At 67.4% G+C, this 14,407-nt stretch carries 11 protein-coding genes; 7 read left to right on the top strand and 4 right to left on the bottom strand.

The window, feature by feature from the left end:
- Window positions 1-30: 30 nt before the first annotated feature.
- From ABLE92_RS08810 to ABLE92_RS08790, 5 genes are all read left to right on the top strand, one after another.
- A complete protein-coding gene (locus ABLE92_RS08810; RefSeq protein ID WP_348804371.1) occupies window positions 31-1,107 on the top strand; it encodes a potassium channel family protein in 1,077 nt (358 codons plus the stop codon).
- Window position 1,108: 1 nt separating this feature from the next.
- Entirely contained in the window at window positions 1,109-2,038 is a 930-nt protein-coding gene (nudC, locus tag ABLE92_RS08805; protein ID WP_348804370.1) for an NAD(+) diphosphatase, read from the top strand.
- Window positions 2,039-2,099: 61 nt separating this feature from the next.
- Window positions 2,100-2,366, top strand: coding sequence for a mycoredoxin (locus ABLE92_RS08800; protein ID WP_348804369.1), 267 nt, complete (start codon window positions 2,100-2,102; stop codon window positions 2,364-2,366).
- 84 nt (window positions 2,367-2,450) lie between these two features.
- Complete coding sequence (locus tag ABLE92_RS08795; RefSeq protein ID WP_348804368.1) at window positions 2,451-4,577, top strand: UvrD-helicase domain-containing protein; 2,127 nt, start codon at window positions 2,451-2,453, stop codon at window positions 4,575-4,577.
- A gap of 515 nt (window positions 4,578-5,092) precedes the next feature.
- Window positions 5,093-5,404 carry a WhiB family transcriptional regulator gene (locus tag ABLE92_RS08790; protein WP_348804367.1) on the top strand — a complete coding sequence of 104 codons (312 nt, stop codon included), beginning with the start codon at window positions 5,093-5,095 and terminating at the stop codon, window positions 5,402-5,404.
- 70 nt (window positions 5,405-5,474) lie between these two features.
- Here the strand turns inward: ABLE92_RS08790 and ABLE92_RS08785 are convergent, their stop codons facing one another.
- The 3 genes from ABLE92_RS08785 to ABLE92_RS08775 form a co-directional block, all read right to left on the bottom strand.
- Window positions 5,475-6,788, bottom strand: a complete 1,314-nt coding sequence (locus ABLE92_RS08785) for an ABC1 kinase family protein (RefSeq protein ID WP_348804366.1) — start codon at window positions 6,786-6,788, stop codon at window positions 5,475-5,477.
- Between the two features lie 17 nt (window positions 6,789-6,805).
- Window positions 6,806-7,762, bottom strand: a complete 957-nt coding sequence (locus tag ABLE92_RS08780; protein ID WP_348804365.1) for a TOMM precursor leader peptide-binding protein — start codon at window positions 7,760-7,762, stop codon at window positions 6,806-6,808.
- Between the two features lie 84 nt (window positions 7,763-7,846).
- Window positions 7,847-9,322, bottom strand: a complete 1,476-nt coding sequence (locus ABLE92_RS08775) for a zinc-dependent metalloprotease (protein ID WP_348804364.1) — start codon at window positions 9,320-9,322, stop codon at window positions 7,847-7,849.
- A gap of 130 nt (window positions 9,323-9,452) precedes the next feature.
- On the opposite strand from ABLE92_RS08775, the gene ABLE92_RS08770 reads away from it, so the two are divergent.
- Entirely contained in the window at window positions 9,453-10,502 is a 1,050-nt protein-coding gene (locus ABLE92_RS08770; RefSeq protein WP_348804363.1) for a YlbL family protein, read from the top strand.
- An 11-nt stretch (window positions 10,503-10,513) separates the two neighbouring features.
- Here ABLE92_RS08770 and ABLE92_RS08765 read toward each other — a convergent pair whose 3' ends face one another.
- A complete protein-coding gene (locus ABLE92_RS08765) occupies window positions 10,514-11,029 on the bottom strand; it encodes a PPA1309 family protein (protein ID WP_348804362.1) in 516 nt (171 codons plus the stop codon).
- 316 nt (window positions 11,030-11,345) lie between these two features.
- Between ABLE92_RS08765 and ABLE92_RS08760 the strand changes: the two genes are divergently transcribed.
- Window positions 11,346-14,348: a UPF0182 family protein gene (locus ABLE92_RS08760; protein ID WP_348804361.1), complete on the top strand. Its 3,003-nt coding sequence runs from the start codon at window positions 11,346-11,348 to the stop codon at window positions 14,346-14,348.
- The last annotated feature ends 59 nt before the right edge of the window (window positions 14,349-14,407 follow it).

Below are 14,407 nucleotides of genomic sequence, written 5' to 3'. Positions count from 1 at the left end.
TCTTCGTGTGACACACCGGAGGTACTGCCGATGAGAGCGCGGGCGCGGGGGCTGCGTCGCCGATTCACCGGGGAAGACCTCTCCGAGGGGCCCGACTACGCCCTCGTCGGTGTCATCCGGATCCCCGAGCTGCGGCAGAGCCCCGGCCGCGCCATCGGCAAGCGTGTCGTCTTCGCGGTGATCGCATTGTTCGCCACCGCCATCATCGTCTACGTCGACCGCGACGGTTACCGGGACGTGCAGGAGAATTCGCTGTCGTTCCTCGACGCGATGTACTACTCGGCGGTCACGCTGTCGACCACGGGCTATGGCGACATCACTCCGTACACGCCGTCGGCGCGGCTGATCAACCTGCTGATCATCACGCCACTGCGCGTCCTGTTCCTGATCGTGTTGATCGGTACCACGCTCGAAGTGCTGACCGAACGTTCTCGTCAGGCCCTCAAGATCCAGCGCTGGAGGAACAACTTGCGCAATCACACCGTCGTCATCGGCTATGGCACCAAGGGACGCACCGCGGTGGACGCGATGATCGGCGACGGCATCAAGCCGGCCGACATCGTCGTCGTCGACGCCAATCCGACCGTCCTGGAGGCCGCGGAGTCCGACGGCCTGGTGACGGTGCGCGGTGACGCCACCAAGTCCGACATCCTCCGGTTGGCCGGGGTGGCGCATGCGGCGAGCATCGTGGTGGCCACCAACCGCGACGACACGGCAGTGCTGGCGACCCTGACCGCGCGGGAGATCAATCCGCGCGCCAAGATCGTCGCCTCCATCCGGGAATCGGAAAACACCCATCTGATGCGTCAGTCCGGCGCCAACTCGGTGGTGGTGTCCTCGGAGACGGCGGGCCGGTTGCTGGGCATCGCCACCATGACGCCGTCGGTGGTCGAGGTGATCGAGGACCTGCTGACACCGGATGCCGGATATGCGATCGCCGAACGTGAGGTCGACCCCACCGAAACCGGCGGCTCCCCGGCGCATACCCGCGACATCGTGCTCGGCGTCGTCCGCAACGGGGTCCTGCACCGGGTCGACGCCAGCGAGGTCGAGCAGATCGAGGTGGGCGACCGCCTGCTCTACATCCGCAAGAGTGCGGGCGACTGACATGGGTGAGTTCGTCTTCGATCAACCCCCGCTGCTGTCGCGTGGCACCTTCGACCGCGCCGACGAGATCCGCGACGATCCGGCGCGGATGGCCTCCGGATGGCCCACGGCGCTGGTCCTGCCGATCGGACCGGACGGCCGGTACCCGGTGACCGACGCACGGGGCTTGGCGTGGATGCCCGCCGCCGAATTCGGCGACGCGCCACCGCAGGACGCGGTGTTCCTCGCGCACACCGACACCGACCTGTGGGCCCTGCGGGTCGACTCGCTCGACGGGCGGACCGCCGATCCGCGACGCGGTGCGGTCCGGCTGTCGGCGGATGAGGCGGGCCTGCTGGCCACCGCCCTCGGAATCCTGAATTGGCATGCCGCCGCCCGCTTTTCGCCGGTCGACGGTGGCGCGACCAGACCGGCCCGGGGTGGCTGGGTGCGTCGGCACGTCGAGACCGGCGCCGACGAATTCCCACGCACCGATCCGGCGATCATCACCGTCGTGCACGACGGTGCCGATCAGATCCTCCTCGGCCGTCAGGCGGTGTGGCCGGATCGCTGGTACTCGACCCTCGCCGGTTTCGTCGAGCCGGGAGAATCGTTGGAGCAGTGCGTGATCCGGGAGGTGCACGAGGAGGTCGGGCTCGCCGTCACCGAGCCCCGCTACCTGGGCAGTCAACCGTGGCCGTTCCCGCGGTCGCTGATGCTGGGTTTCAGTGCGCTCGCCGATCCGGCCGAACCGCTGCGGTTCCTCGACGGCGAGATCGGCGACGCCGTGTGGTTCCACCGCGACGAGGTGCGTGAGGCACTCGCGCGTGGCGACGAGTGGATGCGGGGCGATCCGGTGCCCGACGACGATTCCGGGCCGCGGCTGCTATTGCCCGGGTCCATCTCGATCGCGCGGTCACTGATCACCGCGTGGGCCGGACACGAGGTCTGAGCCGGCGGCAGTCACGTGCCGGCGGTCCCCAGTCCGGAACAGTTCGGCGCAGGGTGGTGTTATGGGTGCCATGAGTGACACGACGTCCAACGCTGCCCTGACGATGTACACCACGAGCTGGTGCGGTTTCTGCGCCCGACTCAAGACCGGTCTGCGCAGTGCCGGTATCGAGTGGACCGAGATCGACATCGAGGCCCATCCGGAGGCCGCCGAGTTCGTCGGCAGCGTCAACGGCGGCAATCACGTGGTGCCCACGGTTCTGTTCGCCGACGGCAGCACCGCCACCAACCCGTCGGTCAACGAGGTCAAGGCCAAGCTGGGGGTGTGACGCTCATCCCGCGATGACGTGGGGGTGGGCGTGGGGTGTGGATGGGCCGATGCCGGTGTCGGTGTCGGCTGACATAGTGGAGGCGTGCCGCAACGCTCCACCGACTCCGCTTCCGGGCCATCAGCTCCGTCCTCCGGCGGGATCCTCGACGGTCTCGATCCCGAGCAGCGCGAAGCGGTGCTCGCGCCCCGGGGGCCGGTGTGTGTGCTGGCCGGGGCGGGCACCGGCAAGACCCGCACCATCACCCGGCGTATCGCCCATCTGATCGACGCCGGTCAGGTCAATCCGTCGCAGGTGCTGGCGGTCACCTTCACCGCGCGCGCCGCGGGGGAGATGCGAACCCGGTTGCGCTCCTTGGGAATCGGTGCGGCAGGCCCGTCGGTGTCGGCACAGACCTTTCACGCCGCCTCACTGCGGCAACTGCGCTACTTCTGGCCCCGGGTGTTCGGCGACGCCCGGTGGGAGTTGCTGGACAACAAGTTCCCGCTGATGGGACGTGCCGCCCGGCGGGCCGGTCTGGGGACCTCCACGGACACGGTGCGTGACCTGCTCAGCGAGATCGAATGGGCCAAGGCCTCGGTCATCGGTCCGGAAGGCTATGTGGCCGCCGCCGCGCGGTTGCAGCGCGAGACGCCGGCCGCGCCCGAGCAGGTCGCCAAGGTCTATGCCGCCTACGAGGATTCGAAGGTCTCACCCGAGGGTGACCGGCTCCTCGATTTCGACGACCTGCTGATCTACATGACGCAGATGATCGACGTCGACCCGGGCGTGGCCGAGGAATTCCGTTCGCGTTACCGCTGTTTCGTCGTCGACGAATACCAGGACGTCACCCCGGTGCAGCAGGGCCTGCTCGACGCGTGGCTCGGGGAGCGTGACGATCTGACCGTCGTCGGCGACGCCAATCAGACGATCTACACCTTCACCGGAGCCCGGGCCGACTATCTCCTCGATTTTCCGCGCCGTTTCCCGGAGGCGACGATGGTCCGGCTGGTCCGCGACTACCGGTCGACGCCGCAGGTGGTGGGCCTGGCCAACCGGGTGATCGGCGCCGCACACGGCCGGATCGCGGGCACCCGTCTCGAACTGATCGGACAGCGCGCGCCGGGACCGCAACCGCGGTTCGTCGACTACGACGACGAGCCCGCGGAGGCCGCCGCCGTCGCCCGACGCATCAAGAAGCTGATCAACGACGGTGTCTCGCCGTCGGAGATCTCGATCCTCTACCGCGTCAACGCGCAGTCGGAGAATCACGAGCAGGCGCTGACCGAGCAGGGCATCGCCTATCAGGTGCGCGGTGGGGAGGCGTTCTTCACCCGTACCGAGGTGCGCCAGGCGATGCGGCAGCTCGGGGTGGCCGCCGAACGCGGGGTCCGCGACGGCGTCGACGTGCCCGAGGTGGTGCGCGCAGTGCTCGGCGAACTCGGGCTCTCCGACGAGGAACCCACGGGCGCGCAGGCCAAGGCGCGGTGGCAGTCGCTGAAGGCGCTGGTCGAGCTCACCGACGACATGGTCGCCGAGAATCCGGATCTGACGTTGAGCAACGTGGTCGCCGAATTGCAGACCCGTTCGCAGGCCCGGCACCCACCGACGGTGCAGGGTGTCACGTTGTCGTCGTTGCACGCGGCCAAGGGCCTGGAGTGGGATGCGGTGTTCCTGGTGGGGCTCACCGAGGGGTCGCTGCCGATCAGCCAGGCGATCAAGGGATCACCCGAGGCGGTCGAGGAGGAGCGTCGGCTGTTCTACGTCGGTGTCACCCGGGCCCGGGAACATCTGCAGGTGTCCTGGGCGACCGCCCGCAACGAGGGCGGCCGGGCCCGCCGCCGTTCGAGGTTCCTCTCCGGTCTGATCCCCGACGATTCGCCCGCCTCGCGGATCGCGCCGGAACGCAAACTCCGGCGCGGCCCGACCTGCCGGGTCTGCGGTTCCCGGCTGATCGACTCGACCGCCACCCTGCTGGGTCGCTGTGAGGGATGTCCGTCGGATCTCGACGACGATCTGCTCGTCGCCCTCAAGGAGTGGCGCAAGCGGCGGGCCGCGGAGAATGACGTACCGGCCTTCGTGGTGTTCTCCGACAAGACGCTGCTGGCCATCGCCGAGCAGCAGCCCACCGACGACGATTCACTGGTGGCGATTCCGGGGATCGGGGCGAGCAAGCTCGACAAGTACGGCGCCGACGTCATCGAGATCGTCAAAAGTGCAGGTCAAAAATAGGTTGTGCGGAATGTCGCGGCACCCTTAGGCTGGTACGCACATCAGCACGGGGAGTGTTCGTGTGCGCCGAGCGGGCGGGCCGAATCCCAGCGGATGCGACAGCAACAGTCATCATCGAGACCGAAAGGAGTGGATCAGTGAACGGAATCATCGTCAACGCTGCGGAACAGAAGTGTTCTGCGCAGCTAGGCACGTACGCGCATCGAGACCGCTTCTGGCTCGATGCACGTTGCTCGCATCGTGCCGCCCAACCGATCGGCGCCATCGCCGTACCGGCTGTCGAGATGCCACTGACCGCACCCGCGGCCATCGCAGCTCGAGCGAGCACGCGGTTCCCCGTACATTTCCGCAGATCGAGACGCTAGAGAAGCGTCAGATTTTCGGCCACGGGCGAATCGCACCAAGCGAACCCGTGGCCTTTTTCGTTGTCCGCCTTGACATCACCGTCGGGGCGACTCCGCCGGAGGCTCGGGTCGAACAATCCGATGAAACCGATCACGAGGTGGAGAACAGTTATGACGACCGAATGCGTCCTCGACTCCTGTATGCCGGCCGACGGTGTCGCCGCCCTCGGCGCTGACGCGGTTGGCCACGCCCCCGAACTGCCCTGCCAGGTCACCGACGCCGACCTGTGGTTCGCCGAGGATCCCCGCGACCTCGAGCGTGCCAAGGCATTGTGCGTCGACTGCCCGCTGCGCGAGGTCTGCTTGCAGGCCGCGCTCGAGCGCGCCGAGCCGTGGGGCGTGTGGGGTGGCGAGATCTTCGACCGCGGCACCGTGGTGGCGCGTAAGCGTCCGCGCGGCCGCCCGCGCAAGAATGCGGCATGAGACACCGGCCGTTTCCGAGGTCATGATGACCCGGGGACGGCCGGTGTTGTTCGTTTGGGGGGCGCTGGGCTCACGCCAGCCCGGGCACCCACTCCTCCATGATCGAGCGGTACGGGGCCTCGGCGTCGAGCTGCGCCGCGATACCCACACAGCCGGCCAGGACCCGGAACACCATCACGTACTGCTTGGGCACATTGAGATGGCGTGAGGTCTTGTACACGTCTCCGCGCACGTCGGTGGCCTGACCGGCCGCCCGCTGCAACCACTTTCGGGTGAAGTGGAAGGACTCGGTGTAGAGCGGATCGACGTAGGGACGCAGGTAGGCCTGCAGGTCGGCGGCGCTGACCTTGTCCACCTGGGAACGGAGGATGAACCCGGCCGCCACCATGTGTTCCTTGAGCTCGTCGTACTCCTTGTCACGCGCGAGCCGCAGGATCGGTCCGGTCTCCGGCGGCAGACCGTTCGGGTAGTGCCCGACTGCGCCGAAGTCCAGCGCCCCGAAACGGCCGTCGGTGGTGATGAAGAAGTTGCCCGGATGGGGATCGCCGTGCAGCAGACCCGCGCGGAACGGCGAGCTGACCTCGAAGGTCGACATGAGCGCGGCGGCCCGGTCACGGGTGGCCTTGTCGCCGTCGGTGATGATCCGGGACAGGGGTGTGCCGTCGAGCCACTCCGACACGATGACCTTGGGGGAGCTCGCCACCACCTTGGGGATGACGAAGTCCGGATCGTCGGCGAAGGCCTTGGCGAAGGCGCGTTGGTTGTCGGCCTCACCGAGATAATCCAGCTCGGCCTCGGTGCGGTCGATGAGCTCGTCCATCATCGACTTCACGTCGGTGCCGGGGGAGAGCTTCTGCATCAACCCCGACATCCGGGACAGGGTCTTCAGGTCGGCCTTCAGTGCGTGGTCGGCGCCCGGGTACTGGATCTTGACGGCGACCTCGCGGCCGTCCGACCACACCGCCTTGTGTACCTGTCCGATGCTGGCCGCCGCGGCCGGCTCGTCGGAGAAGTCGCGGAATCGCTGCCGCCACTTGGTGCCGAGCTGCTGATCGAGAACCTTGTGCACCTTCGACGCCGACAGCGGCGGTGCCTCCGCCTGCAGCTTGGTGAGGGCATCCCGGAACGGCTCGCCGAACTCGTCGGGGACCGCGGCCTCCATGATGGACATCGCCTGGCCCACCTTCATGGCGCCGCCCTTGAGCTCACCGAGCACCGCGAACAGTTGTTCGGCGGAGCGCTCCAGGAGTTCCTGGTTGACCTCGTCCTTGTCCTTGCCGACCATCCTCTTGCCGAGGCCGGCGGCCGCCCGACCGGCCATGCCGATCGGCAACGAGGCGAGCTTTGCGTTGCGGCGACCTTGCCCCCGCGTGATGTCGGTCATAGTGTCCTTTCCCCCAATCAGAATAGAGGACCGCCGGCGGTGATCGTCCCGGTAGTGCATCGACACAGCGGATGCGGTACCCACGTCGTCGATTCGATCCGCGGCGGAGTGCCGTGCAGGTGCATCATCCGGTTGATCAGGTGCGGTGGAGCGGCGTCGGCCGCCGACGACGCGGCCGCGAGTTGCTCGATCTGGTCGTGCGCCAGGGCGGCGGTGGCCCGGGCGATCGCCGTCGACGCATGCCCGGTCACCCGGTTCAGTTGGGCGGCCAGGACCGGCCAGGCGGCGTCGCGGTCGGTGCGGTGACGGTCGGCGCACTCCAGGCAACTCGACAGCCCGGGCAGGACGAGCGGACCGATCAGGCCCGTCCCGTCGCGCAGACGCACCGGGAGGTGTGGTGTCCGGGAGCGCATCAGTTCGTCGGTGACCCACGATTCGTGCACGAGGTGATCGGTCAGGATCACCAGGTTCGGGACAGCGGCGGTGACCGCCGCCGGCGGCGTCTCGGGGGCGTCGTCGGGGTGCACGCGGGTGTCGTCGGGGTGGACGCGCCGTCGCGCGGTGCGGACCGTCGGGAAACCGGCGTCGGCAAGCGAGGCTGTCAGCAATTGCGTCAACACCCCGGTGCCGTGGACCCGGATGCGCAGCGCACGGCGCGGGTGCCGCGGCGCTCCGGCGTGTGCCTTCTGCTCGGACACCAGGCGGTCGAGGATGGCCGCGAACTCCGCACGGGTCAGTCCCGCATCGACGAGATCGGAGAACACCTCGGCCGGGATGCGGGATTCGTGTAGCGAATCCAGCAGTGCCGCAACACTTCTGCCGGACACTGTCGAGGGTAGGCGGAGGATGAGCGCGGTGTGCGGATCGCTGCCGACGTGCACCTCGTTGCCGGGGCGCAGCAGCACCGTGACGCCCTCGCGGAGCACCGGCAGGCGTGCCGCGCGTCGCCCCGTCGCAAGCGGATCCGCTGTCATGGGGATACTGTGCCATCCGGACGCCCCCGATCGGCCGCGCCGAGGGCGGTTATCCACAGCGCGGTGCGAACACCGGTGGTCCGTTCAGCGCTGAGGCGTGTCGTCCCCGTCGCCGGTGTCCTCACCCGAACCGTCGGTGTCGCCTACGGACTTGGGGTCGCCGGAGCCCTCGGCGTCGGCCGCGAAGGACTTCTCGAGTTCGGCGATCGCCGAATCGATCTCGGAGGTGTCGCCGCCGATCACGCGATCGATGAATCCGGCCGGCGCATCGAGGTCGTCACTGTCGGGCAGCAGATCCGGGTGCTCCCACACCTTGTCACGAGTCGGGATGTCGGAGGCCTGCTTGAGCGAGGCCCACAACGCCGACGCCTCGCGCGACTTGCGCGGACGCAGTTCCAGACCGACCAGGGTGGCGAAGGTCTGCTCTGCCGGGCCGCCGGTGGCGCGGCGGCGACGGATGGTTTCGGTCAGTGCGGCCGTGCTCGGAATCCGGTCCGAAAGTGCTTCGGTGACAACGTGTTCCACCCAGCCCTCGATGAGGGCGAGGAGGGTTTCGAGACGTTCGAGGGCCGCTTTCTGCTCGGGTGTGGTGGTGGGTTCGAACGAGGCCGACGAACTGATCAGTTCCTCGAGCTTGGACGGATCGGCCAACAGCTGCGTCGGATCGATACCAGCGGTGGCGTCGGTGATCCCGGAGAAGTCGATGCTGATGCCACGCGCGTACTCCTCGACGGTGGCGAGCAGTCGCTGACGCAGCCACGGCACGTGGGTGAACAGCCGCAGGTGCGCGGCCTCGCGCGCGGCGAGGAAGACGATGATCTCCTGGGCGGGCAGGTTCAGGCCGTCGGCGAAGGAGGCGATGGCCTCGGGCAGGAGCACCGCGGTGCCCTCCGGGGCCAGCGGCAGGCCGATGTCGGTGGAGGTCAGCACCTCCTTGGCGAGCTGGCCGAGGCCCTGGCCGAGTTGGGTGCCGAAGGCCATGCCGCTCATCTGGGTCATCATGCCCATCATCGGACCGGCGAACTGCGCGGCCTCCGGCGGCAGGTTCTGCTCCCAGGTCCGCGAGATCTGGGCGGCCACCGGATTGCACAGTCCCTTCCAGGTGGGCAGCGTCTCGTCCAGCCATTGCACCGGCGTCCAGGCGACGGCCTTGCTGACGCCACCGGGCAGTGTGGTGACGTCATCGAGCCAGACGTCGGCCAGGCGCACCGCGTCGGCCACCGCCTTCGTCTCCTTGTCGAGGACCGGGGTGAAGTTCCCGATCTGCTGACGCGCGAGCTTCGCGGCGAGCTCGTAATTGACCGGGCCACCGGCGGACGGGCCGGTCATCGACGTCCCCATCCCGCTGAGCATGCTGCCCAGCTGGCTGAACATCTGGCCGAGCGCGGCGGGATCGAGGCCGGCGGACGGATCGAAACCCTCTCCGCCCATGGCGAATCCGAAGGGATTCTGGGCACCGCCCGGCGCGCCGGCGCCCGAATCGCCGCTGCGGTCGGGGTTCTTGTCCTTGCCGCCGTCATCATCGGAGGAGGACGAGAATCCGAAGGGCAAATCACTCATGAGTCCACGGTACCGCCACCATCGCCGGGTGTGGCCCTCGAGCGGTTTCGCCTTGAGCGTAGTTCGCGCAGGTCGGGTTCCCCCGGCCGTGCGGCCCGGGTCCCGCACGGTGTGCCCTAGGGTGGTCGGAATGACAGGGCTCTCCTCGCGCCGCACCTTCACCGTGGCCGTCACCGCTCTCGTGATGCTGGTGCTGATCGTGGTCGGCACCACCGTCCAGGTGCCGTTCGTCGCACTCGGACCGGGCCCGACCGTCAACACGCTGGGCACCATCGATCTGGACAACCGTGAGGTGCCGGTCGTCGAGATCGCCGGAGCGCAAACCCATCCGACCGACGGGCATCTGAATCTGACCACCGTCTCGGTGAGCGACGGGCTGTCGTTGTTCGGTGCGCTCGGAATGTGGTTGTCGGGGACCTATTCGGTGCAGCCACGCGAGACGGTGTTCCCGCCGAGTCAGACGACCGAGGAGACCCAGCAGCAGAACACCCAGCAGATGACCGACTCGGAGGGCAGCGCGACGGCCGCGGCCCTGCGGTATCTGAACAAGCCGACCGCACTGGCGGTCGCGGTGGTGGCGCCGGACGGTCCGTCGGCGAAGGTGCTCAAGGCCAACGACGTCATCATCTCGGTCGACGGAACCGCGGTGGCGACCACCGAGGACCTGCAGAAGGCGGTGCGCACGCACAAGCCGGGTGAGCAGATCCCGTTCCGGATCCGCCGCGACGGCACCGAGTCGACCGTGACCGTCACCGCCGCCGCGCGTCCCGGCGAGGCCGACGTCGCCTACATCGGCGTCACGCCCGAGGTGCGCAGCGCCGACCCCGGCCTGCGCATCACCTACAACGTCGGCGAGATCGGTGGGCCGTCGGCGGGACTCATGTTGAGCCTGTCGGTGATCGATCAGCTCGGCAGCGATTCGCTGACCCACGGCAAGTTCATCGCCGGTACCGGCACCATCGACGACGACGGCGACGTCGGTCCGATCGGTGGCATCACACACAAGACGCGTGCCGCGCGTGACGCCGGCGCGTCGGTGTTCCTGGTGCCCGACGAGAACTGCACCGAGGCGAAGTCCGACGCCCCGGACGGTCTCGAACTGATCAAGGTGAGTTCCCTGACCTCGGCCGTCGACGCGCTGGACACGATCGGTGCCGGCGGGTCGGCGCCGCACTGCTGAGCGGTACCGGCTCAGTCCTCCAGCGCCGCGGCGAGCGCCGCTCGGAGGTCCGTGGCGAGGTCGGGGTGGGTCCGTAGTTCGCGGACCTGATCGGTGTCGTCGGGTTCGAGTTCGAGCAGCGCCAGCGTGGGTCCGCCGCGTAGTGCGCCGACCGCGAGCCGGGCGCGACGCGCATCGGGATGGTCGTGTGCCAGTTCGTCGCGGGCGTCGGGTGGCAGCACCGTGATGTCGACGACGACCGCCGCCCCGACCACCGGTTCCTGCCACGACGCCGTCGCCAGGAACTCCTCCAGCGCGGCGAACGGGTCGTCCCGATCGGCGGACTCCAGGGGTTCCTCGGCGATCGGACTGAGGACGGAATCGTCGTCGGCGTCGACGACCTCGGGATGCAACGCGGCCAGTACCTCGGTGGGCACCAGCGCGAACACCGTCGGCGACTGACCCCATCGGTGCGGCGTCAGGAATCCCAGCGCATCACGCAGGGTGCGACCGAGATCGTCGGGGGAGAAGCGGTGGGGCTGCGACATGGTGCACCCATCATGCCGTGTGCCCTGATGTCGTGTGCCGGCATGTCGTGTGCCGGGGCCGCATCGGGAACTCGATCCGCACCGGTGCCGTTTCTCCGATGAGCGGCGTCACAGCTGCCCGGTACGGTGACCGGGCGGTCGCTTGGCGGGCACCAGGTTCGATGGGCGGCACGGTTTCGATGGGCGGCACGGTCGCCCGGCACGGTGACCGGGCGGTCGCTTGGCGGGCACCAGTACAGTGGGGAACCACATCGCAGGGAGTCGGCACAGCCGGTTGACGTGTGTCCGTATTGAGAATATTTGGAGAGTGGATCAGGTGGGCGTACGCGGGCCGGCAGGACTGCCGACACTGTCGCGCAGGAGCAAGATCGCCATCGGCATCGCGGTGGCGCTGCTGATCATTCTGTTGGTGGGGCCGCGCATCGTCGGCATCGCCACGGACTGGTTGTGGTTCTCCGATCTCGGCTATTCGAAGGTCTACTCGACCATCCTCTGGACACGGGTGCTGCTCTTCCTGATCGCCGCGGTCGTGGTCGGGCTGATCATCTTCGGCGCCATCGCGATGGCCTATCGTTCACGGCCGGTGTTCGTCCCGACGTCGGGTCCGGGTGACCCGCTGGCGCGATATCGCGCGGTGGTGATGGGCCGCGTCCGCTGGTTCGCCATCATCCCGCCGGTCCTGATCGGCGTGCTGGCCGGACTGGTCGCGCAGGGGTCGTGGGTCACGGTGCAGACGTTCCTGCACAGCACCGACTTCGGCGTCACCGACCCGCAGTTCGGACTCGACATCAGTTTCTACGCGTTCGAGTTGCCGTTCATCCGGTTCATCCTCAACTTCCTGTTCGTCATCATCGTCATCGCGTTCTTCGCGAACCTGATCACGCACTACCTCTTCGGCGGCATTCGCCTCGGCGGCGGCAGTGGGTCGCTGACCAATCCGGCGCGCATCCAACTCGCGGCGCTGGCCGGCACCTTCCTGTTGCTCAAGGCGGTGTCGTACTGGTTCGACCGGTATCAGCTGCTCTCCAGCGACCGCAAGCAGGAGATCTTCTCCGGCGCGAGTTACACCGACATCAATGCCGTCCTGCCGTCCAAGCTGATCCTGATGGCCATCGCGATCATCTGTGCGCTCGCGTTTTTCGCGGGTGTGGTGCTCAAGGACCTTCGCATTCCGGCGATCGCGACGGTGCTGATGTTGCTGGCGGCGCTGCTGATGGGGGTGGGCTGGCCGCTGACCATGGAGCAGTTCTCCGTCAAGCCGAACGCCGCGCAGAAGGAAGCCGAGTACATCAGCCGTAACATCGCGGCGACGACGGCCGCGTACGGGATCGAACCCGACAAAAACGTGGATTACCAGGAGAATTGGGGTGCGACGCCACCGAGTGCGGAGGCCGTCAACACCGACGAGCCGACGCTGTCCAACATCCGCATCCTCGACCCGAACGTGATCGCACCGACGTTCAATCAGCGTCAGTTCCTCAAGAACTTCTACGGGTTCCCGTCGCAGTTGGCCATCGACCGCTACACCGTCGACGGACAGCAGCGCGACTTCATCGTCGCGGTCCGTGAACTCGACCCCACCAAGTACGGTGACCAGCAGCAGAACTGGCTCAACAAGCACACCGTTTACACCCACGGCAACGGGTTCGTCGCGGCGCCGGCCAATCAGGTCGACGAGGCCTCGGACGACACGTCGGCCGGCGCCAGTGACCGCGGCGGACTCCCGGTCTTCTACGTCAGCGACCTGCAGAGTATCCGCGATCCCCAGTATCAGGAGACGGCGCCGATCAAGGTCAGCCAGCCGCGCATCTACTTCGGTGAACTCATCGCCAATGTGACGCCGGACTACGCCATCGTCGGCACCTCCGGCGGCGACCGCGAGTACGACGAGGACGGCCGCACCTACAGCTACACCGCCGATTCCGGTGTCTCCCTGAGCAATTGGTTTGTGCGCGCGATGTATGCGGTCAAGTACACCGAACGCAACTTCCTGCTGTCGGATGCCATCAACAGCAATTCACGGATCCTCTACAACCGCGACCCGCGGGACCGGGTCAAGCAGGTCGCGCCGTGGCTGACGGTCGATTCGAAGACCTACCCCGCGGTGATGGCCGACGGGTCGATCAAGTGGATCGTCGACGGCTACACCACCCTGGACAACTACCCGTACTCGCAGTCGACGTCGCTGCAGGAGGTCACCACCGACGCCCAGGACCTGATCAACAATCAGGCCCAGCGCACGCAGGCCAACGAGCAGGTGTCCTATGTCCGTAATTCGGTGAAGGCCACCGTCGATGCCTACACGGGCAAGGTGACGCTGTATCAGTTCGACGACACCGATCCGGTGCTCAAGACGTGGATGAAGGTGTTCCCGGGCACGGTCGAACCCCGCTCGGAATTCGACAAGAAAGCCGATCTGGCGGCGCATGTCCGTTATCCGGAAGATCTCTTCAAGATCCAGCGTGAACTTCTCGCGAAGTATCACGTGACCGATCCGACTGCCTTCTTCCAGAACAACAACTTCTGGTCGGTGCCGCCGGACCCGAGCAATGAGGACAATGCGAATCGTCAGCTGAACCAGCCGCCGTACTATTTCAGCGCACGCGAGCCCCGTGGCGGTTCCGGATCCGGTTCACAGTTCCAGTTGACGACGGTGTTCACCGGATTCCGGGAACGAAACCTGGCCTCGTATATGACCGTTTCGTCCGACCCCGGGACCTATGGGCAGATCACGGTGAAGGTGCTGCCCACCGATCGGCAATCGGGTGTCGGACCGATCCAGGCGCAGGACAACATGAAGTCGGCCGGTGCCGTGGCCTCGGACCGAAAACAGTTGGAGGGCACCACCAAGGTGACCTACGGCAACCTGCTGACCCTCCCGGTCGGCGGCGGCGGCATTCTGTACGTCCAGCCGATGTACACCGAGGTCGACTCGGGCGGCGGTGTGCCCAAACTGCATCGCATCCTGGTCTACTACAACGCCGCGGCCGCGCAGCCCAAGGTCGGGTATGCGGCCACGGTGGCGCAGGCCCTGCAGCAGGTGGGCATCAGCCCGGAGGATGTGACGTCGCCACTGGGCGGGGAGCCCACCACTGGCGGCACCACCGAACCGGAACCGACGACGCCGACCACACCCACCACCCCGACACCGACCACCGGTGACAGCGCGCAGCGCGACGCCGCGGTGAAGGCGATCGGGGATGCGCTGGCCAAGCTCAAGGAGGCGCAGAGCAGTGGCGACTTCACGGCGTACGGGCAGGCGCTCGATCAGCTCAATCAGGCCGTCCAGACCTACGAGAATCTGGGTGGCGGCAACTGACATGCCAGGCCCGAATGTGGTTGCGCTCACACGTGTTTGCCCAGTTCAGGGCCGATACG

Origin of the sequence: Gordonia oleivorans (assembly GCF_040044975.1) — a bacterium.
Classification (GTDB): domain Bacteria; phylum Actinomycetota; class Actinomycetes; order Mycobacteriales; family Mycobacteriaceae; genus Gordonia; species Gordonia oleivorans.
This window is presented reverse-complemented; position numbering and strand designations above follow the sequence as displayed.

What these genes read in the sequence shown, in the direction of transcription:
- ABLE92_RS08785 (WP_348804366.1), bottom strand. Translation starts at nt 6,788, where the DNA reads ATGACCGACATCACGCGGGGGCAAGGTCGCCGCAACGCAAAGCTCGCC.
- ABLE92_RS08790 (WP_348804367.1), top strand. Translation starts at nt 5,093, where the DNA reads ATGACGACCGAATGCGTCCTCGACTCCTGTATGCCGGCCGACGGTGTC.
- ABLE92_RS08810 (WP_348804371.1), top strand. Translation starts at nt 31, where the DNA reads ATGAGAGCGCGGGCGCGGGGGCTGCGTCGCCGATTCACCGGGGAAGAC.
- ABLE92_RS08765 (WP_348804362.1), bottom strand. Translation starts at nt 11,029, where the DNA reads ATGTCGCAGCCCCACCGCTTCTCCCCCGACGATCTCGGTCGCACCCTG.
- ABLE92_RS08770 (WP_348804363.1), top strand. Translation starts at nt 9,453, where the DNA reads ATGACAGGGCTCTCCTCGCGCCGCACCTTCACCGTGGCCGTCACCGCT.
- ABLE92_RS08775 (WP_348804364.1), bottom strand. Translation starts at nt 9,322, where the DNA reads ATGAGTGATTTGCCCTTCGGATTCTCGTCCTCCTCCGATGATGACGGC.
- nudC (WP_348804370.1), top strand. Translation starts at nt 1,109, where the DNA reads ATGGGTGAGTTCGTCTTCGATCAACCCCCGCTGCTGTCGCGTGGCACC.
- ABLE92_RS08780 (WP_348804365.1), bottom strand. Translation starts at nt 7,762, where the DNA reads ATGACAGCGGATCCGCTTGCGACGGGGCGACGCGCGGCACGCCTGCCG.
- ABLE92_RS08800 (WP_348804369.1), top strand. Translation starts at nt 2,100, where the DNA reads ATGGGTGCCATGAGTGACACGACGTCCAACGCTGCCCTGACGATGTAC.